The sequence below is a fragment of the Cupriavidus taiwanensis LMG 19424 genome, assembly GCF_000069785.1.
Classification (GTDB): domain Bacteria; phylum Pseudomonadota; class Gammaproteobacteria; order Burkholderiales; family Burkholderiaceae; genus Cupriavidus; species Cupriavidus taiwanensis.
This window is the reverse complement of the sequence record NC_010528.1, coordinates 1,322,182-1,346,025: the sequence shown is the minus strand read 5'-3', so window position 1 is coordinate 1,346,025 and position 23,844 is coordinate 1,322,182. Positions and strand designations below refer to the sequence as shown.

The following is a 23,844-nucleotide window of genomic DNA, read 5'->3' as shown; positions in this document are numbered from 1 at the left end:
ACCATACCACCATGATGCAAAACGGATCCTTTGCCCAGCGGCTTACCGAAGCCCTCGGCCCCGACACCGCGCTGACCCGCCCCGACGATATCGCGCCGTGGCTGTCCGACTGGCGCGGCATTTACCGCGGCCAGGCACAGGCTGTGCTGCGGCCCCGTACCGTCGACGAGGTAGCGCGCGCGCTGGCGCTGTGCCAGCAAGCTGCGGTGCCGGTGGTGCCGCGCGGCGGCAATACCGGCCTGTGCGGCGGCGCCACGCCCGATGCGCGCGCGCAAAACGTGGTGCTGAGCCTGGACCGCATGAACGCGGTGCGTTCGCTCGATACCATCGCCAATACCATGGTGGCCGAGGCGGGCTGCATCCTGGGCAACCTGCGCCGTGCCGCGCAGGACGCCAACCGCCTGCTGCCGCTGTCGCTCGCCGCCGAGGACTCGTGCCAGATCGGCGGCAACCTGGCCACCAATGCCGGCGGGGTCAACGTGGTGCGCTATGGCATGACGCGCGAGCTGGTGCTCGGGGTCGAAGCCGTGCTGCCGAACGGCGAAATCTTCCACGGGCTGCGCACGCTGCGCAAGGACAATACCGGCTACGACCTGAAGCAATTGCTGATCGGCTCCGAAGGCACGCTGGGCGTGATCACGGCGGCGGCGCTGCGCCTGTTCCCGCGCACCGATACGCGCAGCGTGGTGCTGGCGGCAGTGGCCTCGCCGGCGCAGTCGCTGGCGCTCTATGAACTGCTGTTCGAGCAATGCGGCGCACGCCTGCAGGCCTTCGAGTTCTTTACCGGCGATTGCCTGGACCTGGTGCTCGCCCATGCCGAAGGCGTGCAGGAACCGTTTGCGCAGCGCTACCCGGCCTACGTGCTGGTGGAGCTGGCCGATACCACCGACGAGGCGGCGCTGAACGCGCTGCTGGAACGCGTCATCGGCGAGGCGCTGGAGCGTGAACTGTGCCTCGATGCCGCGGTCTCCGCGTCGCTGGCCCAACTGCAGGCGCTGTGGAAGCTGCGCGAGGAAATCTCCGAAGCGCAGCGCGCGGACGGGCCGCATCTCAAGCACGACGTGTCGCTGCCGATCGAGCGGATTCCGGCCTTCATGGATTCGATGGCAGCCCGGCTGCGCACGCTCGATGCCGCGATCCGGCCCTTTGTGTTCGGGCACTTCGGCGACGGCAACCTGCACTACAACCTGTCGCGTCCGGCCGGCGCCCCGCGGGACTGGGCGGCCACGCACGGCGAGGCCGTCACCGATGCGGTGCTGGACGAGGTGATGCGTTACGGCGGCAGCATCAGCGCCGAGCATGGCATCGGCCAGCTCAAGCGCCACGCGTTCCTGGCGGTCAAGGATCCGCTGGAACTGCGGCTGATGCGTGAAATCAAGGCGGTGTTCGATCCCGCCGGCATCATGAATCCCGGCAAGCTGCTCTGACGGCTGCGCCGCCAAAAAGAAAAACGCGCCGCAGGACGGCGCGTTTTTTCCGGTCTGGCGTGCGGCCTCAGATGCCGCGCGATTGCTGCGAGGCCAGCACCGCGTGGGCGCTGCCCGGGCCCTGCGTCAGGTTGGGCGAGGACGGGAAGCCGCGCTGCGGCGAGGAAGGCGAATGCTCGAGCCAGTCCTTGACGCGGTTGGCATCGGCAAAGCGCGACAGCTTGCCGGCCGAATCCAGGAACACCATCACCACATTGCGTCCCTGCACCCGGGCCTGCATCACCAGGCACTGGCCGGCCTCGGAGATAAAGCCGGTCTTCTGCAGGCCGATTTCCCAGTTGCCGCCGCGCACCAGGCGGTTGGTGCTGACGTAATGCTGGGTGCGGCCCAGCACGTTGACCTCATGCTCGGTCTGGGTCGAGAACTCGCGAATGGTCGGATTGCGGTACGCCGCGTTGACCATGCGTACCAGGTCGGTCGCACTCGACACGTTGCTGCTCGACAAGCCGCTGGAATCGACGAAATGGCTGTCGTTCATGCCCAGCTCGCGCGCCTTGCGGTTCATCGCCTGCACGAAGGCAGGCAAGCCGCCCGGGTAGTGTCGGCCCAGCGCCGAAGCGGCGCGGTTCTCGGACGACATCAGCGCCAGCAGCAGCAGTTCCTGGCGCGTCAGCTGCGTGCCGAAGCGCAGGCGCGAGCTGCTGTGCTTCTCGGTGTCGCGGTCCTCCTCGGTAATGGTCAGCACCTCGTCCATCGGCAGGCGCGAATCCATCACCACCAGCGCGGTCATCAGCTTGGTGATCGAAGCAATCGGTAGCACGGCGCTGGCATTCTTCTGGAACAGCACCTCGTTGGAATTCTGGTCCATCACCAGCGCCACGCTGGAGCGCAGCGCCAGGGCATCGTCGGTGTCGCGCAGGCCCATGGCTTCGCCCAGCGACGGCTTGGACGGCGTAAACGCCGCCCGCACGGGGGCCGCGCGCTGCGCCACGACGACGTGGCGCTTGCCATTCTTCAACACCACCACCTTGCGCGTGGGCGCTGCCTCGCTCTTTGCCACCTTCGCGTTGCGAGCGCTTTTGGCGACTGGCTTGGCAGCGCTCTTTTTGTCGGTTTTGGCGGAATTAGCCTGCTTTTTGCTTGTTTTTTGCGTGGATGCGGCCTTGGTGGCCGCCTCAGCCACAGGCACCGCGACCATCGACACCGACACCAATACCGCGGCGGCGACGGCGGACAGGGGTGTGGAGCCGAAGAATCTGGAGAAAATGGAATCAGACCGGAACATGATTCGTTCAGCGCATAGGAATGGCGCTAGTGTAGGAAAGAAAGAAATTGTTAGCAAGATTAAAGACTTACAGACGCTCCTTAAAGTTCGATTCACATACATTTCCACATTGCGGAAAAAGTACGTGATGCATCACGTGCGCTATCGAACTCGCGGCGCGCTTGACCCAAGCGCGGTCCGGCTCACCCTGCTATCCCCTTTGTAGCGATGAAGCCAGTTCGGAACTCGTCAGTGATATCGGCGTCCATCGTTACATGTTGAAACAAATTTCACTATGAGAGAAAACGCGCAAACCCGCTGACCGGCTCACGTTCCGTAGTGAGGCGGTTTGCGACGGCCTCCGGATCGGCAAAACCCAGCGACATGCCGCATACCACCATTTCTTCCGGCGGCAGCCGCAGGTGGCTGGCGATGATCTTGTGGAACTGCGTAAACGCCGCCTGGGGGCAGGTATCGAGCCCACGTGCCCGGGCGGCGACCATGATGCTTTGCAGGAACATGCCGTAGTCGAGCCAGCTGCCCTGCTCCATGATGCGGTCGATGGTAAAGATCAAGCCCACCGGCGCATCGAAGAAACGGAAGTTGCGCGCATGCTGTTCATGCATGCGCGCCTTGTCCTCGCGGCTGATTTCGAGCAGGCCGTACAGATCCCAGCCCACCTTGCGCCGCCGCGACAGATAGGGGTCGGCCCATTCGCGCGGATAGTATGGGTACTCCTCCCTGTACTTGCTGTCGCGCTCGGGATCTTCGTAGGCGGCCAGCACGTCGGCGCACAGCTTTGCCTTGGCCTCGCCTGACAGCACATAGACGCGCCACGGCTGCGTATTGGTGCCCGACGGCGCGCGGCTGGCAACAGCCAGGATCTCTTCCACGGTACTGCGCGGCACGGGCGTATCGAGAAAGGCCCGCACCGAACGCCGCGTCAGGATCGCGCGGTCGACGCAATCCACGGCCTCCTGCGTACCGAGTTGCTTCTCGTGGGACATCTTGTTCATCTCCTGTTGCCCCTGCCTATTCCCGCGCGCCCGTCACCGCGCCCGCCGCCACCAGCGGCAGCAGCGCTTCGCGCAGCGCGCCGGGCAGCGGTACCGGCCGGCGCGTGACGCGATCGACATAGACGTGGATGAAATGCCCTTGCGCTGCGGCGGCCTCGTTGTCGCCGCTGAACAGGCCGACCTCATAGCGCACGCTCGACGTGCCCAGCCTGGCTACGCGTAAACCCGCTACCACGGTCTCGGGAAAACTGAGCGACGAGAAGTAGTTGCACTGCGTCTCGATCACCAGCCCGATGGTGTCGCCCGACGTGATATCGAGCACGCCCTGCCGGATCAGGTAGGTATTCACCACGGTGTCAAAATAACTGTAGTAGACAACGTTGTTAACGTGGCCATAGACATCGTTGTCCATCCAACGCGTGGTGATCGGCTGGAAGTAGGGATAGGCACTGCGAGGCTCGGCTTGAGGTTTCATGGGGCGAGAAGGAGACTGGACGCGAGACAGTACGAAATGCGGAGATTGTGAACCGGCGGCCTGCGCGATACGACCGATACGAACGCGCCGCGCCTAACGGCGGATGACAAGCGCAACGCCCAGCGCGGCCAGCACCATGCCGGCGGCAGCCAGGGGCGGAAAGCGCTCGCCAAACAGCAGCCAGGCCATCACGGCCGTGGTGGGCGGGGTCAGGTACATCAGGCTGGACACCCTGGTGGCGGCACCCTGCCGGATCAGCAGGAACAGCAGCGAGATCGCGCCGATCGACAGCGCTACCACCGACCACGCCAGCGCGCCCAGCATGGCGGGAGTCCACTGCACCGCCCGCGTCTCGAACAGGAACATGAAGGGCACGCAGGCGAGCGCCGCCGCGGCGAACTGAATCACGGAACCCATGCGCAGGTCGAACACCGGGCAGAAATGCCGCTGGTAGACCGTGCCCACGGTGATGCTGAGCAACGCGCCCACGGCCAGTGCGAGACTGGCCGGCGTCAACCCGCTCGTGCCGAGCTTGTTTGCCACCACCAGTGCCACGCCGGCGATGCCCAGCAGCAGGCCCAGCCACTGGCGAGCGCCGATGCGCTCGCCCATGCGCGTGGCGATCAGCGCGGTCAGGATCGGCTGCATGCCGACGATCAGCGCCGATACGCCAGCCGGCATGCCCAGCTTGATCGCCGCCCAGACGCCGCCGAGGTAACCCGCCTGCAGCAGCAGGCCCGCCACCGCGATATGCCCCACCACGCGCCAGTCGGTAGCGGTCGAACCGGTCACGCGCGGCAGCGGCACGCGTGCCAGCAGAACGAACGGCACCATCAACAACAGCACGCCGGCAAAGCGCAGGAACAGGAAGGTCATCGGCTCCGCGTACGGCATGCCGTATTTGGCGACGATAAAGCCGGTGCTCCAGATCAGCACGAACAGCCACGGCATCGACGCGACCCAAAGCGTGGCGTGCGGGCTGGCCGCGCCGGTGCGGCCTGACTCGATCACATCGTTCATGACGCCACCGCGAGCTGCGCCCCAACGCGCGCATACAGCGCGTGGTACTGCGCATGGTATTGCGCGGCAAGGCGCACCGTCTGCGCATGGACGGCAACGGTGTCCTCGATCTGGTTGCCGTAGCCGCCGGCCATGGTCACTGCTACCGGCAGCCGGCGAGCCTGCGCGGCGTCGAACACCAGGCCGTCGCGCCGGGCCAGGCCAGCCATGGTCAGCTTGAGCCGCCCGAGCCGGTCGCCCTCGTGCGGATCCGCGCCAGCCAGGTAAATGAGCAGGTCCGGCTCGAAGCGGCTGAACAGCGTGTCCAGCGCTGCCTGCAGCGCCTGCGCGTAGGTCTCGTCGTCGCAGCCGTCCGGCAGGCCGACGTCGAGGTCGCTCGCTTCCTTGCGGAACGGGTAGTTCTTTTCTCCGTGCAGCGACAGCGTGAATACCGACGGATCCCCGTGCAGGATCGACGCGGTGCCGTTGCCCTGATGCACGTCCAGGTCGATCACCGCCACGCGGCGCACCGCGCCGTCGCGCTGCAGCACGCGGGCGGCGATCGCGGCATCGTTGAAGACACAGAAACCGCCGCCCTTGTCCGCGTACGCATGGTGCGTGCCGCCCGCGAGGTTCACGGCAATGCCTTCGCGCAGCGCACTCCGGCACGCCTCGATGGTGGCGCCGGCGGAACGGCGCGAACGCTCCACCATCGCTTCGGACCAAGGAAAGCCGATCTCGCGCTGGCGCGCGGCGTCAAGCGTCCCGGCCGAGGCCGCCTCCACGTATTCCGCCGTGTGAGCCAGCAACAGCGCATCGTCGCCGGCGCGAGGCGCCTCAGACAGGCGCAGCCCCGGCACCTGGGCCGACACCGCGTCGCGCAGCATGCTGTACTTGCGCATGGGGAAGCGATGTCCGGGCGGCAGCGGCAGCACGAAGTGATCGGCGTAGAAAGCGAGCATGGACGGAGGCCTGGGCGATTCTGTTCACATCTTGTTGGAGTTCCGGCCTCGGCCGGGCGTGCCGGCGCGGGCAGCCTGGCATGGTAGCACCCCTGCCGCCGCACCGCCGGCGCCGCCCTGGAATGGCGGAAACGCCACCTTGGGAAGTGCCTCCGCCCTTGTTTTTGTGCAACGCACAAAATCTTCTTGACATTGGATCAACCGCCCCTAAAATACCGATTGTTGCGGCGCACAAACACTCCTGGGCGCCCTGACCCACCCACACGCCTGGGCTGGCCGAAGCGGGTTCAACACCGTCACGGCCCTGACATCTAGGCGGCTTAATTTGCTTGACCTTGAAGTTCACCACTGGAGACCAGCAATGATCCTCACCCCGGAACAAGTCGCAGCAGCACAAAAGGCTAACCTCGAAACGCTGTTCGGCCTGACCACCAAGGCGTTTGAAGGCGTCGAAAAGCTCGTCGAACTGAACCTGCAGGTCGTCAAGACCACGTTCGCCGAAAACGTGGACAACGCCAAGAAGGCGCTGTCGGCCAAGGATGCGCAGGAACTGCTGGCCATCCAGGCCGCTGCCGTGCAGCCGGTCGCTGAAAAGACCCTGGCCTACACCCGTCACCTGTACGAAATCGCTTCGGAAACCCAGAGCGAATTCGCCAAGGTGGCCGAGGCCCAACTGGCCGAAGGCTCGAAGAACGTCCAGGCCCTGGTCGAAAACTTCGCCAAGAACGCCCCGGCCGGTTCGGAATCGACCGTGGCCATCGTGAAGTCGGCGATCTCCGCTGCCAACAACGCCTACGAGTCGGTGCAGAAGGCGACCAAGCAAGCGGTCGAAATCGCTGAAACCAACTTCCAGGCCGCTGCTTCGGCTGCCACCAAGGCTGCCCAGCAAGCCAGCGCCACGGCCCGCACGGCCACGGCGAAGAAGGCCGCTACTGCCTGATAGCCAGTGTTGAAGACGGACCGGCTGCGGCCGGTCCGTTGGCAAAGCCCATCGCCATGCGATGCAGTGGGCTTTGCCAACGATGAAGGAAGTGCCCCGACCGACCGGCCCGGCGCTGCCTTGTCTGCCGATGTCTCCTCGGTACCGCGGTCTCCTTGTCCAAAGGTATCGTTAAACCCGACCTCTACAGGTCGGGTTTTTTTTGGCCCTCGCCTCAGCCAGCCTTTCCCGCTGCCCTTTCCCCTCTCGCTGCAAGCCGCCACGCATTGACGCTGATAGGTTATGGCGGTTAATTGCGAAACCACGCAAAACAAAGCCCGCCATCAGGCGGGCCTTGTCATCGCGGCGGGCAGCGCGTCAACGCTTGCGCGGCGGCGGCACGTCGGTGCACGTGCCTTCGTAGATCTCCGCCGCCATGCCGATCGACTCGCCCAGCGTCGGGTGCGGATGGATGGTCTTGCCGATATCGACGGCGTCGGCGCCCATCTCGATTGCCAGGCACACTTCGCTGATCAGGTCGCCGGCATGCGTGCCGACGATGCCGCCGCCGATCACGCGATGCGTTTCTTCGTCGAAGATCAGCTTGGTGAAGCCCTCGTCGCGGCCGTTGGCGATGGCGCGGCCCGAGGCGGCCCACGGGAACACGCCCTTGCTGTACTTGATGCCCTGCGCCTTGCACTCATCCTCGGTCAGGCCGGCCCAGGCCACTTCCGGATCGGTGAAGGCCACCGACGGAATCTGCTTGGCGTCGAAGAAGGCCTTCTCGCCATGCGCGGCCTCGGCCGCCACGTGCGCTTCGTGCACGGCCTTGTGCGCGAGCATCGGCTGCCCAACGATATCGCCGATGGCGTAGATGTGCGGCACGTTGGTGCGCATCTGCTTGTCGACGTCGATAAAGCCGCGCTCGGTGACGGCAACACCGGCCTTCTCGGCGCTGATGCGCTTGCCGTTGGGCGAGCGGCCCACCGACACCAGCACCAGGTCGTAGCGCTGGGGCTCGGCCGGCGCGGCTTCCCCTTCGAACCTGACGTAGATGCCGTCCGGCTTGGCTTCGACCGCGACCGTCTTGGTATTGAGCATCACCTTGCCGAAACGGTCCTTGTTCTTCTTTTCCCAGACCTTGACCAGGTCGCGGTCGGCACCGTTCATCAGGCCCGGCAGCATTTCAACGATATCGATGTCGGCACCCAGCGTGCTGTACACCGTGGCCATTTCCAGGCCGATGATGCCGCCGCCGATGACCAGCATCTTGTTGGGGACTTCAGGCAGTTCCAGCGCGCCGGTCGAGTCGACGATGCGCGGGTCTTCCGGAATGAACGGCAGCTTCACCGCCTGGCTGCCTGCGGCGATGATGGCCTTCTCGAAGCGGATCACGGTCTTCTTGCCGGTGGTCTGCTTGCCTTCGCCTTCGGTCAGTTCCACTTCCAGGTGATGCGGGTCGAGGAAGTTGCCCACGCCGCGCACCACCTGCACCTTGCGCGCCTTGGCCATGCCGGCCAGGCCGCCGGTCAGCTTGCCGACCACCTGGTTCTTGTAGTGGCGCAGGCCGTCCAGGTCGATCTTGGCCTCGCCGAACAGGATGCCGTGGGCGGCCAGCGCCTTGGCTTCGTCGATCACCGCGGCGTTGTGCAGCAGCGCCTTGGACGGGATGCAGCCCACGTTCAGGCAGACCCCGCCAAGCGTGCCGTAACGCTCGACCAGCACGGTATTCATGCCCAGGTCGGCGGCGCGGAACGCGGCGGAGTAGCCGCCGGGGCCGGCGCCCAGCACCAGCATCTCGCACTGGATATCGGCACCGCCGGCGTGGCTCGCGGCGGCAGGGGCAGGCGCCGGCGCGGCCGCTGCCGGCGCGGGAGCCTGCGCCGGCGCCGGGGCCTGTGCCGGTGCAGGCGCCGCGGCGGCGGCAGCCTGGGCCTCGATGGTGCAGATCACCGCGCCCTGGCCTACCTTGTCGCCCACCTTGACCTTGACGTCGACCACCTTGCCGGCGGCCGACGACGGCACATCCATGCTGGCCTTGTCGGATTCCAGCACGATCAGGGACTGTTCCACCTCGACCGTGTCGCCGGCCTTGACCAGCACCTCGATCACTTCCACCGCGTCGAAATCGCCGATATCCGGCACCTTGACTTCGATCACACTCATGTTTGCTCCTCTATGCGCGCCCGCCTCTCGGCTTCAGGGCGCGCCGTCGTTGTTGGTTGCTGCGTTGCCGCCCGCCGGACTGCCGTCCGCGCCATCGTCCTGGTCCGCTGCCGCCGCGGCATCCTGCTCGCGCAGCCGCACGGTATGCACCTCGATCGGCCCCGCCGAACTCTTGTCGAACTCCACGCCGGCATCGACGCCGATGCGCGCGATCTCGCCCGCGCCGAGGTCCGGCCGGTCATAGACCGCGTGCATCGCGCCCAGCGCGTAGTTGCGGCCCGAGCCGATGCCCCAGAAGCGGTCGAACGAAAACACCTCGCGGTACGAGTAGACGCCGAAGATGCCCGCCGGATTGGCGATCAGGCATACGATCTGCGACGACTCGTAGGGATCGTCATCGTCTTCCTTGGTATTGACGAAGTAGTCCGACTTCAGCTTCTCGTGCACCTTCAGGAAGGTGCGGAAGACGTCGTCGCGCGAGCCCAGCCGGCACTCGTCGCCCAGCCCCGCCAGCAGCGTGCGCATGACCGGGAAGTGCGCCGTGGTCCCGGCCAGCGCGATAAAGCCGTCGCCAACCGGAAACACCTTCTGGTTGCGCTCGTAGGCGCGCGACAGGCGCGTATCGCCGAAGGTGACGAGCGCGTCCGCCGCGATCGCCACCTCGGCGCCCTTCCTGACGACAACACAGGTAGTCATGGCTTGCTCCCGGTTGCGCGTGGCGCGCCGCGCGGGCCAGGCTGTTGCCCTGCCCGCGCGGCGCCACCCCGCTTAGAGCAGGATGCGGCGGAAGTCCGCCAGCAGTTGCGCGAAGTACGTGTTGAAGCGCGCCGCCTCGGCACCGTCGATGACGCGGTGGTCCCACGACAGCGACAGCGGCAGCGTCAGGCGCGGCGCGAACTGCTTGCCGTCCCACACCGGCTTCATGTACGACTTGCACACGCCCATAATGGCCACTTCGGGCGCATTGATGATCGGCGTGAAGTACGTGCCGCCGATGCCGCCCAGCGACGAAATCGAGAAGCAGCCGCCCTGCATCTGGTCGGGCTTGAGCTTGCCGTCGCGCGCCAGCTTGGCCAGCTCGCTCATTTCCTGGCTGATCTCGAGCACGCCCTTCTTGTCGGCGTCCTTGATCACCGGCACAACCAGGCCGTTCGGGGTGTCGGCGGCGAAGCCGATGTTGAAGTACTTCTTCAGCACCAGGTTGTCGCCGTCGAGCGAAGCATTGAAGTTCGGGAACTTCTTCAGCGCCGCGACCGTGGCCTTGATCATGAACGCCAGCATGGTCACCTTGACGCCGGCCTTCTCGTTTTCCTTGTTCAGCTGCACGCGGAAGGCTTCCAGGTCGGTGATGTCCGCTTCGTCATGGTTGGTGACGTGCGGGATCATGACCCAGTTGCGGTGCAGGTTGGCACCCGAAATCTTCTTGATGCGCGACAGGGCCTTGCTTTCGACCTCGCCGAAGCGGGTGAAATCGACCTTCGGCCACGGCAGCAGGCCGAGCTCGCCACCACCGGCGCCGGCCGCGGCAGCCTGGGCCGGCGCGGCGGCCTGGCCGGTCATCACGCCCTTGACATAGTTCTGCACGTCTTCCTGGGTGATGCGGCCCTTGGGACCGGTGCCCGGCACGCGCGAGACATCGACGCCCAGCTCGCGCGCGAACTTGCGCACCGAGGGGCTGGCGTGGGCGGCCTTGCCGGTTGCGCCGACAGGGGCCGGCGCGGCAGCCGGCGCAGCGGCCGGCGCGGGCGCGGCGGCAGGCGCCGGCGCCGGAGCGGGCGCGCTGGCAGCGGCAGCCGGTGCCGCGGCGGCAGCGGCCGGTGCGGCAGCAGCGGCGGTGGCCGCGCCTTCCAGGATCAGCAGCAGCGTGCCTTCGGACACGTTGTCGCCGACCTTGACCTTGACTTCCTTGACCACGCCGCCCTGCGGCGAAGGCACGTCCATGGTGGCCTTGTCCGATTCCAGCGTCACCACCGCGTCTTCTGCGCTGATGGTGTCGCCCGGCTTGACGTGGACTTCGATTACCGGAACGGCGTCGTAGTCGCCGATATCGGGCACCTTGACTTCGATGGTGCCGCCAGCGGCGGCCGGCGCCGCGGCGGGAGCGGGAGCGGGAGCGGGAGCGGGCGCAGGGGCCGGAGCGGCTGCGGCAGGTGCCGGCGCGGGAGCCGGTGCGGGCGCGGCTGCAGGTGCGGCGGCAGGTGCGGCAGCGGCCTGCCCGGCCGGCTCCAGCATCACCAGCACCGAGCCTTCGGCCACGTTGTCGCCAACCTTGATCTTGACGTCCTTGACCACGCCGGCCTGCGGCGACGGCACGTCCATGGTGGCCTTGTCGGACTCCAGCGTCACCAGCGCGTCTTCCGCGTTGATGCTGTCGCCGGGTTTCACATGCACTTCAATGACGGGGACGGCGTCATAGTCGCCGATATCCGGCACCTTGATTTCAATCGCTTGACTCATTCAGTGTCTCCTGGGCAGGCCGGCACGCGCGACATCCGCAAGCGGCGAGATTACCTTCGCCGCCCGCTTCTGTCACGCCGCCGTGCCGCAAGGCGCCGTCGGGACTCGGCCCGAGGCGCCCGCGGCACGGCGTTGCCGTACTGCGGGGGTGGGTGCAGGCTGCCGGATCAGACCGACATCGGGTTGGGCTTGTTCGGGTCGAGGTTGTACTTCTTGATCGCCTCGGCAACCTTGTCGCGGCCGATCGCGCCCTCGTCGGCCAGCGCCTTGAGCGCGGCCAGCGTGACCCAGTAACGGTCCACTTCGAAGAAGTGGCGCAGCTTCTCGCGCGTATCCGAGCGGCCGAAGCCATCGGTGCCGAGCACCACGTAGCGGCGCGGCACGTACGGACGGATCTGCTCAGCGAAGGCGCGCACGTAGTCGGTCGAGGCAATCACCGGGCCGCGGGCCGACTTCAGCTTCTGCGTGACAAAGGCTTCGCGCTGGGTCTCGGCCGGATGCAGCAGGTTGTAGCGCTCGGCGGCCTGGCCGTCGCGCGCCAGTTCGGTGAAGCTCGGGCAGCCCCACAGGTCGGACTCGACGCCCCAGTCCTTCTTCAGCAGCTCGGCGGCGGCGATCACCTCGCGGAAGATCGTGCCCGAGCCCAGCAGCTGCACGCGCGGCGCGTTGCTGTTCTCGACGCCCTTGCGGAACTGGTACATGCCCTTGACGATGTCCTGCTCTACGCCAGCCGGCATTTCCGGATGCTCGTAGTTCTCGTTCATCACCGTCAGGTAGTAATAGACGTCTTCCTGTTCGGCGTACATGCGGCGCAGGCCGTCCTGCATGATCACCGCCAGTTCGTACTGGAAGGTCGGGTCGTACGAGATGCAGTTCGGGATGACGGCGTGGAACACATGCGAATGACCGTCTTCGTGCTGCAGGCCTTCGCCGTTCAGCGTGGTGCGGCCGGCGGTGCCGCCCAGCAGGAAGCCGCGCGAGCGCATGTCGGCGGCGGCCCAGCACAGGTCGCCGATACGCTGGATGCCGAACATCGAGTAGTAGATGTAGAACGGGATCATCTGCACGCCGTGCGTCGAGTACGACGTGGCGGCGGCGATCCAGTCGCACATGGCGCCGGCTTCGTTGATGCCTTCCTGCAGCACCTGGCCAGTCTGCGATTCCTTGTAGAACATCAGCTGGTCATGGTCTTCCGGCACGTACTTCTGGCCTTCCTGGTTCCAGATGCCGACCTGGCGGAACAGGCCTTCCATGCCGAAGGTGCGCGACTCGTCCGGGACGATGGGCACCACGTGCTTGCCGATCTGCTTGTCCTTCAGCAGCGTGTTCAGGATCCGCACGAAGGCCATGGTGGTGGACACTTCGCGGCCTTCGCCGGTGGCCTTGAGCAGGGCTTCGAACGCCTTCAGCTCCGGCACCTGCAGCGCTTCGGCCTTCTGGCGGCGCGCCGGCAGGTAGCCGCCCAGGTTCATGCGCGCCTGGCGCATGTATTCCAGTTCCTTCGAGCCTTCCTCGAAGGTGAGGTACGGCACGTCTTCGAGCTTGTCGTCGGCGACTGGGATATTGAACTGGTCGCGGAACTTGCGGATCGCGTCGACCGGCATCTTCTTCTGCTGGTGCGCGACGTTCATGGCCTGGCCGGCGTCGCCCATGCCATAGCCCTTGATGGTCTTGGCCAGGATCAGCGTGGGCTGGCCCTTGTGCTCGCTGGCGGCCTTGTAGGCGGCGTAGATCTTGTGCGGGTCGTGGCCGCCGCGGTTCAGGCGCCAGATGTCCTCGTCGGACCAGTCGGCGACCATCGCCTTGAGCTCGGGCGTGTTGAAGAAGTGCTCGCGGACGTAGGCGCCGTCCTTGGCCTTCATGGTCTGGTACTCGCCGTCTACGCATTCCATCATGCGCTTCATCAGCAGGCCCTTGGTGTCGCGCGCCAGCAGTGCGTCCCACTTGCTGCCCCACACCACCTTGATCACGTTCCAGCCGGCGCCGCGGAACTCGGACTCCAGTTCCTGGATGATCTTGCCGTTGCCGCGCACCGGGCCGTCCAGGCGCTGCAGGTTGCAGTTGATGACGAAGACCAGGTTGTCGAGTTTCTCGCGGCCGGCCATGCCGATCGCGCCCAGCGATTCCGGCTCGTCGGTCTCGCCGTCGCCCAGGAAAGCCCAGACCTTGCGGTCGCCAGCCTTGGCCAGGCCGCGGCTGTCCAGGTACTTCATGAAGCGGGCCTGGTAGATGGCCATGATCGGGCCCAGGCCCATCGACACCGTCGGGAACTGCCAGAAGTCCGGCATCAGCCACGGGTGCGGGTACGACGAGATGCCCTTGCCGTCGACTTCCTGGCGGAAGTTGTCGAGCTGGTCCTGGGTCAGGCGGCCCAGCAGGAAGGCGCGCGAGTACACGCCCGGTGCCGAGTGGCCCTGCACGAAGACCAGGTCGCCGCCGCTCTGCTCGGACGGGGCGCGCCAGAAGTGGTTGTAGCCGACGTCGTACAGCGTGGCCGCCGAGGCAAACGACGAGATATGGCCGCCGACATTGGTGTGCTTGTTCGCGCGCAGCACCATCGCCATGGCGTTCCAGCGGGTGTACGAGCGGATCCGGTGCTCGATGTCCTGGTCGCCGGGGATGCGGGCCTGCTGCTCGACCGGGATGGTGTTGATGTATTGCGTCTCGGCGTGGAACGGCTGGGTCACGCCGTTCACGCGAGCGTATTCGATCTGCTTGTCGATCAGGAACGCGGCGCGCTCCGGGCCTTCCGCGGCCAGCACGCCCTGCAGGGCGTCGAGCCATTCATGGGTTTCCTGGGGATCGGCGTCGTTGGCGCTCGAGGCGCCGAGGATCTGCTCTGGTACGGCGGACATGACTGTCTCCTGGGTGAATTCTTGGCTTCCGCGTCCGCGCTGGCGCGCCGGACACGACTCAACGTATGACTCGCACCGACTTGCGGAGGATCGGTGCCATTGCCGCCTTGCATCGGAGCCGCCGCCGGGAAACCTGTTCCGGTTTCTCCGCGCGGCAGGCGCATGGCTACCGCCCGCATTCTTGGGTCGGTCCGATTCTATGGAAGCCGAAAGTCGAGCACAAGCGAAATTTTCAAATTGCGATATCGTTTTTTATAATGTGGAATTATGTGGCAGCGCACAAAGAAGCACTGCCGAAAGGGCATGGCGCGTGTCGCCGCCCTGGCGGCGCCGGCATGCGGCGCCGGGATTTCATTGGCGCTTTCCCCAAGCGACGCACCGCAATAATCTCGGTACACTGGTCGGTCAGCCGTCAATCCCTCCCATGCCGTTTTCCAACCGCCTCGATCGTCTTTTCCGCAGCCTGCGCGCCGCCATGCTTCCTTCCGATGCGTCGGGTACAGCCAAGGCCGCGGGCGGCGAGTCCGCGCATGTCCCGCATGCGCCCTCCCCGGCGGCGGGCCTTGGGCCGATCGAAGCGCTCGGCTCCGACGACGGCGTCCCGGTGGCGCCGCCGCGCGGCCTGTGGTGGCTGCGCTGGCGCAACCTTGTGGCCACCAGCTGGTTCATGTTCATCCCGCTGGTTGCCATTGTGCTCTTCACCGTGGCGATGGGCGTGATCCTGTGGTCGCTGCACGAGACCGAGCGCCAGCAGCAGCGCGACGCGCTGTACCGCGACGCGGCGTGGGCGCAGCAGCGCGTGCGGCTCTCGCTGCTGAGCAACCAGGACCAGCTGGCCTCGCTGGCGCGCGACATCGCCGCCGCGCAGCTGGAGCAAGGCGCTTACCGCACCGCGGCGCAGGAGATCCTGCGCGAGAACCCCGAGATCGTCTTCATCAACTGGCTCGACGCCACCAAGCGGGGCCGCTGGTCGCTGCCGTCGACATCAGAGTTCGCCAGCCGCCTGCGCGAGAGCCAGGACCAGCCGCTCGAGCCCGAAGTGCTCGACACCTTCGATGCCGCGCGCGAGACCCAGCGCGTGGTCTACTCGCGCCCGCTGGTCAACGAGCGCGGCGACAGCTTCATGCTGATGGAAGTGCCGATCGTGCGCGACAACGAGTTCCTCGGCACGCTGGGCGCGCTGTATTCGATCAACGGCATCCTGACCCACCTGCTGCCGCCCGAGCTGACCGAGCGCTACCGCTTCTCGCTGATCGACAAGAACAACCAGACCCGCGCCAGCACCTCGCTGCGGCCGGTGCCGGGCAACGCGCTCTCGTATGAGGTGCTGCTCGACCCGCCGGGCCATTCGCTGTCGCTGCGCGCCGATGCCTACCCGCCGGCCTCGAACCTGCCCAACAACATGCTGCTGTGGCTGGTGGTGGGGCTGTCCTGCTTCCTGCTGTGGAGCCTGTGGAGCATGTGGCGGCATACCAGCCGCCGCTCCGAGGCGCAGCGCGCGCTGCTGGCCGAGACCTCGTTCCGGCGCGCGATGGAAAACTCGATGCTGATCGGCCTGCGCGCGCTCGACCTGAACGGCCGCATCACCTACGTCAACCCTGCGTTCTGCCGCATGACCGGCTGGCAGGAGAACGACCTGGTCGGGCGCCTGCCGCCCTTCCCCTACTGGCCGCCCAACGACCAGCAGGAGATGCAGAAGCAGATCGACCTGACGCTGCAGGGCAAGTCGCCCGCCGGCGGCTACGAGATGCGCGTGATGCGCCGCGACGGCAGCAGCTTCTACGCCCGCATGTACGTGTCGCCGCTGGTCGACAGCCGCGGCCGCCATACCGGCTGGATGAGCTCGATGACGGACATCACCGAGCCCAAGCGCGCGCGCGAGGAACTGGCCGCCGCGCATGACCGCTTCACCACGGTGCTGGAAAGCCTGGACGCCGCAGTGTCGGTGCTGGCCACCGACAAGGCCGAGCTGCTGTTCGCCAACCGCTACTACCGCCAGCTGTTCGGCTGGGAGGCCGAGGGCCACCTGAAGCTGGCCGGCGACGAACTCGACAAGGACCAGGTCTCGAGCGACAACACCGACTTCGTCGATGCCTATGCCGGCCTGCCGGCATCGGAGCTGATGCCGTACGCGTCGGATGCGCGCGAGGTGTTCGTGCCCGACATGCAGAAATGGTTCGAAGTGCGCCGCCGCTATATCCAGTGGGTCGACGGCCACCTGGCGCAGATGCAGATCGCCACCGACATCACCGTGCGCAAGGCCGCCGAGGAAATGGCGCGCCAGCATGAAGAACGCCTGCAGTTCACCAGCCGCCTGACCACCATGGGCGAGATGGCGTCGTCGCTGGCGCATGAACTGAACCAGCCGCTGGCCGCGATCAACAACTACTGCATGGGCGCCGTGGCGCGGCTGCATTCGGGGCGCAGCACGCCCGAGGACCTGATCCCGGTGCTGGAGAAGACCTCGGCGCAGGCGGTGCGGGCCGGCACCATCATCAGCCGCATCCGCGGCTTCGTGAAGCGCAGCCAGCCGCAGCGGCGCGAGGCCGCGCTGCACGACATCGTCGCCGACGCGGTGGGCCTGGCCGACCTGGAGGCGACGCGCCGCCGCGTCACCATCCTCACCCGCCTGCCGGCGCCGCCGCTGACGGTCTATGTCGATCCGGTGCTGATCGAGCAGGTGCTGGTGAACCTGCTCAAGAACGCGGTCGAGGCCATGGCCGGGCTGCCGGCGATGCGCGCCGGCGGCGTGGTGCGGCTGCATGCGCGGGTCGAGCCCGGTGAGATTGGCGACAACGTCCATATCGACGTCATCGACCAGGGCCCGGGCGTGGACGAGGCCACCAAGGAGCGGCTGTTCGAGCCGTTCTTCAGCACCAAGTCCGACGGCATGGGCATGGGGCTGAACATCTGCCGCTCGATCATCGAGTCGCACCAGGGCCGGCTGTGGGTCGAAAACAATGTCGACGGCATCGGGTGTACATTCAAGATCATGCTGCCGCTGCAGTCGGCCCCGGCCGAGACGCTGGCCGAATAACAACGATCGAGCGCCTGCGCACGCGGGCCCGCGCACCCTTGCGCATCATCGGATGCCTGGCACCGGCCGGGCCGCTTCCCCTCCGACGTGGGGGGCCTGTCTCGCCACAGAGGGCCGCTGCCGGTTACACTTCGCAGCAATGAATTGTTGTCCCGAGGAGACTACATGACCGCAACGCCAAACCCCACGCCCCACCGCGGCGAGACCGTATTCATCGTCGACGACGATGAAGCCATGCGCGACTCGCTGACCTGGCTGCTGGAGGGCAATGGCTATCAGGTGCGCAGCTTCACCAGCGCCGAGCAGTTCCTCGCCGCCTACGACGCCAGCCAGGTGTCCTGCCTGATCCTGGACGTGCGCATGCCGGGCATGAGCGGGCCGGAACTGCAGGAGCGCATGCTGGCCGAGCAGATCGACATTCCGATCGTCTTCATCACCGGCCACGGCGACGTGCCGATGGCGGTGTCGACGATGAAGCGCGGCGCGATCGACTTTATCGAGAAGCCCTTCGATGAGTCCGAGCTGCGCGCGCTGGTCGAGCGCATGCTGCAGAAAGCCCGCACCGACCATTCCACCGCGCGCGAGCAGCGCGCCGCCAAGGACCTGCTGGGCAAGCTGACCACGCGCGAGCAGCAGGTGCTGGAGCGCATCGTGGCTGGCCGCCTGAACAAGCAGATCGCCGACGACCTGGGCATTTCCATCAAGACCGTCGAGGCGCACCGCGCCAACATCATGGAAAAGCTCAACGTCAACACCGTCGCCGACCTGCTGCGCCTGGCGCTGTCGCGCAACAGCTGAGCGGCTGCGGCTGCCCGCTAGCCTGGTGCGGCCACGGGCCGCACGGTCCGCTGTGCGTCCCCTGCATGGCTTGCCCGCGCCCGGCGGCGCCACCGCTCAGCGGCCCAGGTAGTCTTCGTCGCGGAAAGTGACCACCCATTGTGGCCGATAGACCACAAAGATCGCGACCAGCATGCCGGTGAGAAACGCCTCGCCAAAGGCCAGGATAACGGCCCCCAACAGGGTGTCGGAAAGGCTCAGGGCCTGGTCCGGCATCGTCAGGAAGCGCCAGCCCGCCTGCGCCGCGCCCGCCGCGAGCGCGGCCAGCCCCGCCGCGAAATAGCCGTGCCCGAGGATGAAGACGAAGGGATGGCGCGGCAGCAGGCGCCGCATCACGGCGTGCAGGCCCGCCGAGACCAGCGCCGGCAGCAGCGCCAGCCAGACATAGCGCCCCCATAGTGCGGGCCAGTCGAACTGGCTCCAGCCGTGCCCAGCCAGGTACTCCAGCCCCAGCAGCGAGACCACGTCCGCGGCGAACAGCGACAGCAGCGCCAGCGGCAGCCCGAACAGCGTCACCATCAGCGTGGCCCCCAGCAACTGGATCACCATGCCGCCGGCCAGCGTCGCGCGTACCGTCCACAGCAGCGCCACCAGCAGCATCGCGCCCAGCCAGGCATTCTGCAGCGCATCGCGGCGCAACAGCCGCCAGGGCCGGCGTGTCAGCGCCCACAGCAGTCCCGACAAGGACAGCAGCACCAGCAGCGGATCGGACAGCGTCGAGGCAAGCGCGGTAGGCATGCGGCCGATGCTACCAGTACCGGGGCAGCGCGATGGCTGTCGGCGGTCAAGCTCCGTGCGACAGCCAGCGCGCACCCTTTATAATTCCGCCTTTGGCCCCGCCGCGCGCCCGCGCCGGCCGGCGCCTCCACCTTCTCGCCATCATCCCCCTGCCTCCATGCCTGCCCAACTGATCGACGGCAACGCCCTTGCCAAGCAAATCCGCTCCGAAGCCGCCCAGCGCGCCGCCCGCCTGACCGAACGCGGCCACCAGCCCGGGCTGGCCGTGGTCCTGGTGGGCGAAGACCCGGCCAGCCAGGTCTATGTGCGCAACAAGGTCAAGGCCTGCGAGGACAACGGCTTCCATTCGTCGCTGGACCGCTATCCGGCCGACCTGTCCGAGGCCGACCTGCTGGCCCGGATCGACGAACTCAACCGCGATCCCCGTATCCACGGCATCCTGGTGCAGCTGCCGCTGCCCAAGCACATCGACAGCCACAAGGTGCTGGAAGCGATCGCGCCCGAAAAGGACGTCGACGGCTTCCATGTCGCCAACGCCGGCGCGCTGATGACCGGCGCCCCGCTGTTCCGCCCGTGTACGCCCTATGGCTGCATGAAGATGCTGGAATCGATCCAGTACCCGCTGCGCGGCGCGCGCGCCGTGGTGGTGGGCGCGTCCAACATCGTCGGCAAGCCGATGGCGATGCTGCTGCTGCAGGGCGGCGCCACCGTCACCATCTGCAACAGCAAGACCCGCGATATCGGCGCCCACACCCGCGACGCCGACGTGGTGGTGGCCGCGGTCGGCAAGCGCAACCTGATCACGGCCGACATGGTCAAGCCCGGCGCGGTAGTGATCGATGTCGGCATGAACCGCGACGACCATGGCAAGCTGTGCGGCGACGTCGACTTCGCCGGCGTGCGCGAAGTCGCCGGCTACATCACGCCGGTGCCTGGCGGGGTGGGGCCGATGACCATCACCATGCTGCTGATCAACACGCTGGAAGCCGCCGAGCGCGCCGCGGGCTGATCCCGCGGCTTGCCGCCGGCGCCCGATGCGCCACCCGGGGCACTGGAAAATCCGCCGCCCCGGCCCCATTTGCGGGAATATTGCCTCCAGGACCAGCCAACCGAGAACACGCCATGGACCACGCCGCCAACGCTACCAATCCGCTGCTGGACTTTTCCGACCTGCCCCGCTTTGCCGAGATCCGGCCGGAGCACATCAGCCCCGCGCTCGACGTGCTGCTGGAACGCGCGCAACAGGCCGTCGCCCGCGCCGAGGACCCGGCTACGCCGGCCGACTGGGCCAACGCCGTGCAGGCGCTCGAAGCCGCCACCGAGCCGCTGGGACGCGCCTGGGGCGTGGTCAGCCACCTGAGCGCCGTGGCCGATACGCCCGAGCTGCGCCAGGCACATGCCGAGAACCTGCCGCGCATGACCGAGTTCTGGTCCTCGCTCGGCCAGAGCCTGGCGCTGTACGACAAATACAAGGCGCTTGCGGCCAGCCCGGCGTTTGCCGGCATGAGCGCGGCGCGCCACCAGCTGATCGAGAACGAGCTGCGCGGCTTCCGCCTGGGGGGCGCCGAGCTGCCCGAGGACAAGAAGCCCCGCTTTGCCGAGATCCAGGAGCAACAGGCCCAGCTGTCCAAGGCCTTCTCCGACCACGTGCTCGACGCCACCAACGCATACGCGCTGATCATCGAAGACGAGGCGCGCCTGTCCGGCCTGCCCGACGATGTCCGCGAAGCCGCCCGCCACGCCGCGGAAAAGGATGGCAAGGCCGGCTGGAAGTTCACGCTGCACTTCCCCTCGTACTTTCCCGTGCTGCAGTACGCGGACGACCGCGCGCTGCGCCAGACCCTGTACGAAGCCAACGTCACGCGCGCGTCCGAGCTCGGGCCGCAATACGGCCAGGGCCAGGCCGACTGGGACAACACCGCCAATATGCGCGAGCAGCTGGCGCTGCGCCGCGAAGAGGCGCAGGTGCTGGGCTACCAGTGCTATGGCGAAGTCTCGCTGGTGCCGAAGATGGCCGAGTCGCCGGCCGAGGTGCTCAAGTTCCTCGACGAACTGGCGGTCAAGGCGCGCCCCTATGCCGAACAGGACTGGGCCGAGCTGAAGGCCTTCGCCGCGGCCGAGCTGGGCCTGCCGGAACTGGCGCCGTGGGACGTTGCCTATGCCTCGGAGAAGCTGCGCCAGCAGCGCTACGCGTTCTCCGAACACGAGGTCAAGCAGTATTTCCCGGAAGCCAAGGTGCTGGAAGGCCTGTTCGGCGTGGTGCAGAAGCTGTTCTCGGTGAGCATCCAGCCCGAGCAGGCGCAGACCTGGCATCCGGACGCGCGTTTCTTCCGCGTCAGCACCCCCGATGGCACGCTGCTGGCCCAGTTCTACATCGACCTGTACGCGCGCGAAGGCAAGCGCGGCGGCGCCTGGATGGACGATGCACGCGGGCGCAAGGTGCTCGAGCATGGCGGAGTGCAGACGCCGGTGGCCTACCTGACCTGCAATTTCTCGGCGCCGGTCGGCGGCAAGCCCGCGCTGTTCACCCACGATGAAGTCATCACGCTGTTCCACGAGTTCGGCCACGGCCTGCACCACATGCTGACGCAGGTGGGTGAGCTGGGCGTGTCGGGCATCAACGGCGTGGAATGGGATGCGGTGGAGCTGCCGTCGCAGTTCATGGAGAACTTCTGCTGGGAGTACGAAGTGCTGACCGGCATGACGCAGCACGTCGACACCGGAGAGCCGCTGCCGCGCGCACTGTTCGACCGCATGCTGGCGGCGAAGAACTTCCAGAACGGCATGATGACGCTGCGCCAGATCGTGTTCTCGTCGTTCGACATGCACCTGCATACCGATTTCGATCCGGCCGGCGCCACCTCGGTGCTGGAGCTGTCGCGCCAGATCAACGACCGTGTGCACGTGGTGCCGCAGCATCCGCTGTCGCGCTGGCCAAACACCTTCAGCCATATCTTCGCCGGCGGCTATGCCGCGGGTTACTACAGCTACAAGTGGGCCGAAGTGCTGTCGGCCGACGTCTACGCGGCGTTCGAGGAAGCCGCGCAGCTGTCGGGCACGGTGCTGGACAGCGAAACCGGCGCGCGCTACCAGCGCGAGATCCTGTCGGTGGGCGGCAGCCGCCCGGCGATGGACTCGTTCGTGGCGTTCCGCGGCCGCGCGCCGCAGATCGACGCGCTGCTGCGCCACGGCGGGATGGCGGCATGAGCGCAACGGGACTGCCGGGCCAGGGCCCGCTGCGCATTGCCAGCTGGAACGTCAACTCGCTGAAGGTGCGACTGCCGCAGGTGCTGCAGTGGCTGGCCGAGCAAGAGCAGGCCGGCGCGCCGATCGACGCGCTGTGCCTGCAGGAACTGAAGCTGCCCGACGACAAGTACCCGCTGGCCGAACTGGAAAATGCCGGTTTCCACAGCATCTACACCGGCCAGAAGACGTACAACGGCGTCGCCATCCTGGCGCGCGACGCGAGCATGCCCGGTCCCGTCGACGTGGTGCGCAACATCCCCGGCTTCGAGGACGCGCAGCAGCGCGTAATCGCCGCGACGTATGGCGACCTGCGCCTGGTCTGCGCCTACTTCCCCAACGGGCAGTCGCTCGACTCGGACAAGTTCGCCTACAAGCTGCAATGGCTGGAAGCGATGACCGCGTGGCTGCGCGAGGAAATGGCGCGCCACCCGCGGCTGGCGCTGCTGGGCGACTTCAATATCGCGCCGGAAGACCGCGACGTGCACGATCCGGCCAAGTGGGAAGGCCAGAACCTGGTCTCGCCGCCGGAGCGCGCCGCCTTTGCCGCGCTGCTCGAACTGGGCCTGGCCGATGCGTTCCGCAAGTTCGAACAGCCGGAGAAGGCGTTCTCGTGGTGGGACTACCGCATGCTGGCGTTCCGGCGCAATGCCGGGCTGCGCATCGACCATATCCTGCTGTCGCCGGCGCTGGCGGAGCAGTGCACCGCCTGCGTGATCGACCGGGTGCCGCGCACGTGGGAGCAGCCATCCGACCACACGCCGGTGGTCGCGACGCTGCACTGCGCCTGACACGCCGCGACTGGCGCCCGCGGCAGCCACGCTGGCGCCAGTCGCCGGTTCAGGCAAGCCCGGGCAAGCCCCGCTCGCTCCGCGCAGCCGTGCCCGCTACACTGCGGGCATGAGCCCTCCCAGCCAGGCCATGTTTCGCCATCGCAATCTCCCTCACCTGCTGCTGCAAGCGCGCGAAGCGTTGCTGGCCGGCTTCCGGCCGATCCTGCGGCAGTTCGGCGTGACCGAGCAGCAATGGCGCGTACTGCGCACGCTCAACGAGCGCGGCCCGATGGAGCCGAACCAGCTCGCCGAGGCCTGCCTGATCCTGAGCCCCAGCCTGACCCGCATGCTGGCGGGCATGGAAGACGCCGGACTGGTGGAACGCACGCGCTCTGCCACCGACCAGCGCCGCCAGCTGGTCAACCTGACGGCCGCCGCGCGCGACGTCATCGCCCGGATGGAACCCCTGATCGACGCCCGCTACCAGCAGCTCGCGCAGCAGCTGGGCGAAGCGCGGCTGGCCGGTATCTATGGCGCGCTTGACGCCATGCTGTCCGGCCTGGGCGCTACTCAGGCACCGGTCCCGCCCGCACCGGTCCCGCCCGAACCTGCGCCGTCCACGCCGACCACGGCCGCCCTGCCGCCGTCCGGCCGCGGCGGCGAAGAGGGCTAGCCC

18 protein-coding genes are annotated in these 23,844 nt (G+C 67.1%); 8 read left to right on the top strand and 10 right to left on the bottom strand.

The features are described from left to right. The first annotated feature begins 14 nt into the window (after positions 1 to 14). Positions 15 to 1,427 carry an FAD-binding oxidoreductase gene (locus tag RALTA_RS06245; RefSeq protein WP_041232319.1) on the top strand — a complete coding sequence of 471 codons (1,413 nt, stop codon included), beginning with the start codon at positions 15 to 17 and terminating at the stop codon, positions 1,425 to 1,427. 67 nt (positions 1,428 to 1,494) lie between these two features. Here RALTA_RS06245 and pbpG read toward each other — a convergent pair whose 3' ends face one another. The 5 genes from pbpG to RALTA_RS06220 all read right to left on the bottom strand — a co-directional run bounded on the left by pbpG (position 1,495) and on the right by RALTA_RS06220 (position 6,143). Next, entirely contained in the window at positions 1,495 to 2,712 is a 1,218-nt protein-coding gene (gene pbpG / locus RALTA_RS06240) for a D-alanyl-D-alanine endopeptidase (protein WP_145987328.1), read from the bottom strand. A gap of 272 nt (positions 2,713 to 2,984) precedes the next feature. Next, the gene (locus tag RALTA_RS06235; RefSeq protein ID WP_041232114.1) at positions 2,985 to 3,707 is read right to left on the bottom strand and encodes a nitroreductase; all 723 of its coding nucleotides are present in this window, start codon (positions 3,705 to 3,707) and stop codon (positions 2,985 to 2,987) included. A 16-nt stretch (positions 3,708 to 3,723) separates the two neighbouring features. After that, positions 3,724 to 4,182, bottom strand: coding sequence for an acyl-CoA thioesterase (locus tag RALTA_RS06230; protein ID WP_012352586.1), 459 nt, complete (start codon positions 4,180 to 4,182; stop codon positions 3,724 to 3,726). 93 nt (positions 4,183 to 4,275) lie between these two features. Then, positions 4,276 to 5,202 (bottom strand): DMT family transporter, encoded by a 927-nt coding sequence (locus tag RALTA_RS06225; RefSeq protein ID WP_012352585.1) that lies wholly within the window; start codon positions 5,200 to 5,202, stop codon positions 4,276 to 4,278. Continuing rightward, positions 5,199 to 6,143, bottom strand: coding sequence for a histone deacetylase family protein (locus RALTA_RS06220; RefSeq protein WP_012352584.1), 945 nt, complete (start codon positions 6,141 to 6,143; stop codon positions 5,199 to 5,201). The genes RALTA_RS06225 and RALTA_RS06220 overlap by 4 nt, the downstream gene beginning before the upstream one ends. 361 nt (positions 6,144 to 6,504) lie before the next feature. Here RALTA_RS06220 and phaP1 point away from each other — a divergent pair, with 361 nt between their 5' ends. Continuing rightward, positions 6,505 to 7,083 carry a TIGR01841 family phasin PhaP1 gene (phaP1, locus tag RALTA_RS06215; protein ID WP_012352583.1) on the top strand — a complete coding sequence of 193 codons (579 nt, stop codon included), beginning with the start codon at positions 6,505 to 6,507 and terminating at the stop codon, positions 7,081 to 7,083. 357 nt (positions 7,084 to 7,440) lie between these two features. Here phaP1 and lpdA read toward each other — a convergent pair whose 3' ends face one another. From lpdA to aceE, 4 genes are all read right to left on the bottom strand, one after another. Continuing rightward, a complete protein-coding gene (lpdA, locus tag RALTA_RS06210) occupies positions 7,441 to 9,228 on the bottom strand; it encodes a dihydrolipoyl dehydrogenase (protein WP_012352582.1) in 1,788 nt (595 codons plus the stop codon). A gap of 33 nt (positions 9,229 to 9,261) precedes the next feature. Then, the gene (locus tag RALTA_RS06205) at positions 9,262 to 9,924 is read right to left on the bottom strand and encodes an Ntn hydrolase family protein (protein WP_012352581.1); all 663 of its coding nucleotides are present in this window, start codon (positions 9,922 to 9,924) and stop codon (positions 9,262 to 9,264) included. 72 nt (positions 9,925 to 9,996) lie between these two features. Continuing rightward, complete coding sequence (gene aceF, locus RALTA_RS06200) at positions 9,997 to 11,685, bottom strand: dihydrolipoyllysine-residue acetyltransferase (protein WP_012352580.1); 1,689 nt, start codon at positions 11,683 to 11,685, stop codon at positions 9,997 to 9,999. 167 nt (positions 11,686 to 11,852) lie between these two features. Continuing rightward, entirely contained in the window at positions 11,853 to 14,540 is a 2,688-nt protein-coding gene (aceE, locus tag RALTA_RS06195; protein ID WP_012352579.1) for a pyruvate dehydrogenase (acetyl-transferring), homodimeric type, read from the bottom strand. Positions 14,541 to 15,015: 475 nt separating this feature from the next. On the opposite strand from aceE, the gene RALTA_RS06190 reads away from it, so the two are divergent. Then, positions 15,016 to 17,577, top strand: coding sequence for a PAS domain S-box protein (locus RALTA_RS06190; protein WP_407637501.1), 2,562 nt, complete (start codon positions 15,016 to 15,018; stop codon positions 17,575 to 17,577). Between the two features lie 165 nt (positions 17,578 to 17,742). After that, entirely contained in the window at positions 17,743 to 18,375 is a 633-nt protein-coding gene (locus RALTA_RS06185) for a response regulator transcription factor (RefSeq protein WP_012352577.1), read from the top strand. A gap of 96 nt (positions 18,376 to 18,471) precedes the next feature. Here the strand turns inward: RALTA_RS06185 and RALTA_RS06180 are convergent, their stop codons facing one another. Continuing rightward, positions 18,472 to 19,152, bottom strand: coding sequence for a hypothetical protein (locus RALTA_RS06180; protein WP_012352576.1), 681 nt, complete (start codon positions 19,150 to 19,152; stop codon positions 18,472 to 18,474). Between the two features lie 157 nt (positions 19,153 to 19,309). Here RALTA_RS06180 and folD point away from each other — a divergent pair, with 157 nt between their 5' ends. The 4 genes from folD to hpaR all read left to right on the top strand — a co-directional run bounded on the left by folD (position 19,310) and on the right by hpaR (position 23,841). Continuing rightward, on the top strand, positions 19,310 to 20,161 hold the full coding sequence (gene folD, locus RALTA_RS06175) for a bifunctional methylenetetrahydrofolate dehydrogenase/methenyltetrahydrofolate cyclohydrolase FolD (protein ID WP_012352575.1): 852 nt from the start codon (positions 19,310 to 19,312) through the stop codon (positions 20,159 to 20,161). Positions 20,162 to 20,274: 113 nt separating this feature from the next. Beyond that, positions 20,275 to 22,359 carry a M3 family metallopeptidase gene (locus RALTA_RS06170; protein WP_012352574.1) on the top strand — a complete coding sequence of 695 codons (2,085 nt, stop codon included), beginning with the start codon at positions 20,275 to 20,277 and terminating at the stop codon, positions 22,357 to 22,359. After that, positions 22,356 to 23,186, top strand: coding sequence for an exodeoxyribonuclease III (gene xth / locus RALTA_RS06165; protein WP_012352573.1), 831 nt, complete (start codon positions 22,356 to 22,358; stop codon positions 23,184 to 23,186). The genes RALTA_RS06170 and xth overlap by 4 nt, the downstream gene beginning before the upstream one ends. A 130-nt stretch (positions 23,187 to 23,316) precedes the next feature. Next, on the top strand, positions 23,317 to 23,841 hold the full coding sequence (gene hpaR, locus RALTA_RS06160; RefSeq protein ID WP_085960175.1) for a homoprotocatechuate degradation operon regulator HpaR: 525 nt from the start codon (positions 23,317 to 23,319) through the stop codon (positions 23,839 to 23,841). Positions 23,842 to 23,844 lie beyond the last annotated feature (3 nt).

Bases quoted from the DNA above. Each gene is read 5' to 3' on its own strand.
- RALTA_RS06245 (WP_041232319.1), top strand. From the start codon at position 15: ATGCAAAACGGATCCTTTGCCCAGCGGCTTACCGAAGCCCTCGGCCCC.
- pbpG (WP_145987328.1), bottom strand. From the start codon at position 2,712: ATGTTCCGGTCTGATTCCATTTTCTCCAGATTCTTCGGCTCCACACCC.
- RALTA_RS06235 (WP_041232114.1), bottom strand. From the start codon at position 3,707: ATGAACAAGATGTCCCACGAGAAGCAACTCGGTACGCAGGAGGCCGTG.
- RALTA_RS06230 (WP_012352586.1), bottom strand. From the start codon at position 4,182: ATGAAACCTCAAGCCGAGCCTCGCAGTGCCTATCCCTACTTCCAGCCG.
- RALTA_RS06225 (WP_012352585.1), bottom strand. From the start codon at position 5,202: ATGAACGATGTGATCGAGTCAGGCCGCACCGGCGCGGCCAGCCCGCAC.
- RALTA_RS06220 (WP_012352584.1), bottom strand. From the start codon at position 6,143: ATGCTCGCTTTCTACGCCGATCACTTCGTGCTGCCGCTGCCGCCCGGA.
- phaP1 (WP_012352583.1), top strand. From the start codon at position 6,505: ATGATCCTCACCCCGGAACAAGTCGCAGCAGCACAAAAGGCTAACCTC.
- lpdA (WP_012352582.1), bottom strand. From the start codon at position 9,228: ATGAGTGTGATCGAAGTCAAGGTGCCGGATATCGGCGATTTCGACGCG.
- RALTA_RS06205 (WP_012352581.1), bottom strand. From the start codon at position 9,924: ATGACTACCTGTGTTGTCGTCAGGAAGGGCGCCGAGGTGGCGATCGCG.
- aceF (WP_012352580.1), bottom strand. From the start codon at position 11,685: ATGAGTCAAGCGATTGAAATCAAGGTGCCGGATATCGGCGACTATGAC.
- aceE (WP_012352579.1), bottom strand. From the start codon at position 14,540: ATGTCCGCCGTACCAGAGCAGATCCTCGGCGCCTCGAGCGCCAACGAC.
- RALTA_RS06190 (WP_407637501.1), top strand. From the start codon at position 15,016: ATGCTTCCTTCCGATGCGTCGGGTACAGCCAAGGCCGCGGGCGGCGAG.
- RALTA_RS06185 (WP_012352577.1), top strand. From the start codon at position 17,743: ATGACCGCAACGCCAAACCCCACGCCCCACCGCGGCGAGACCGTATTC.
- RALTA_RS06180 (WP_012352576.1), bottom strand. From the start codon at position 19,152: ATGCCTACCGCGCTTGCCTCGACGCTGTCCGATCCGCTGCTGGTGCTG.
- folD (WP_012352575.1), top strand. From the start codon at position 19,310: ATGCCTGCCCAACTGATCGACGGCAACGCCCTTGCCAAGCAAATCCGC.
- RALTA_RS06170 (WP_012352574.1), top strand. From the start codon at position 20,275: ATGGACCACGCCGCCAACGCTACCAATCCGCTGCTGGACTTTTCCGAC.
- xth (WP_012352573.1), top strand. From the start codon at position 22,356: ATGAGCGCAACGGGACTGCCGGGCCAGGGCCCGCTGCGCATTGCCAGC.
- hpaR (WP_085960175.1), top strand. From the start codon at position 23,317: ATGTTTCGCCATCGCAATCTCCCTCACCTGCTGCTGCAAGCGCGCGAA.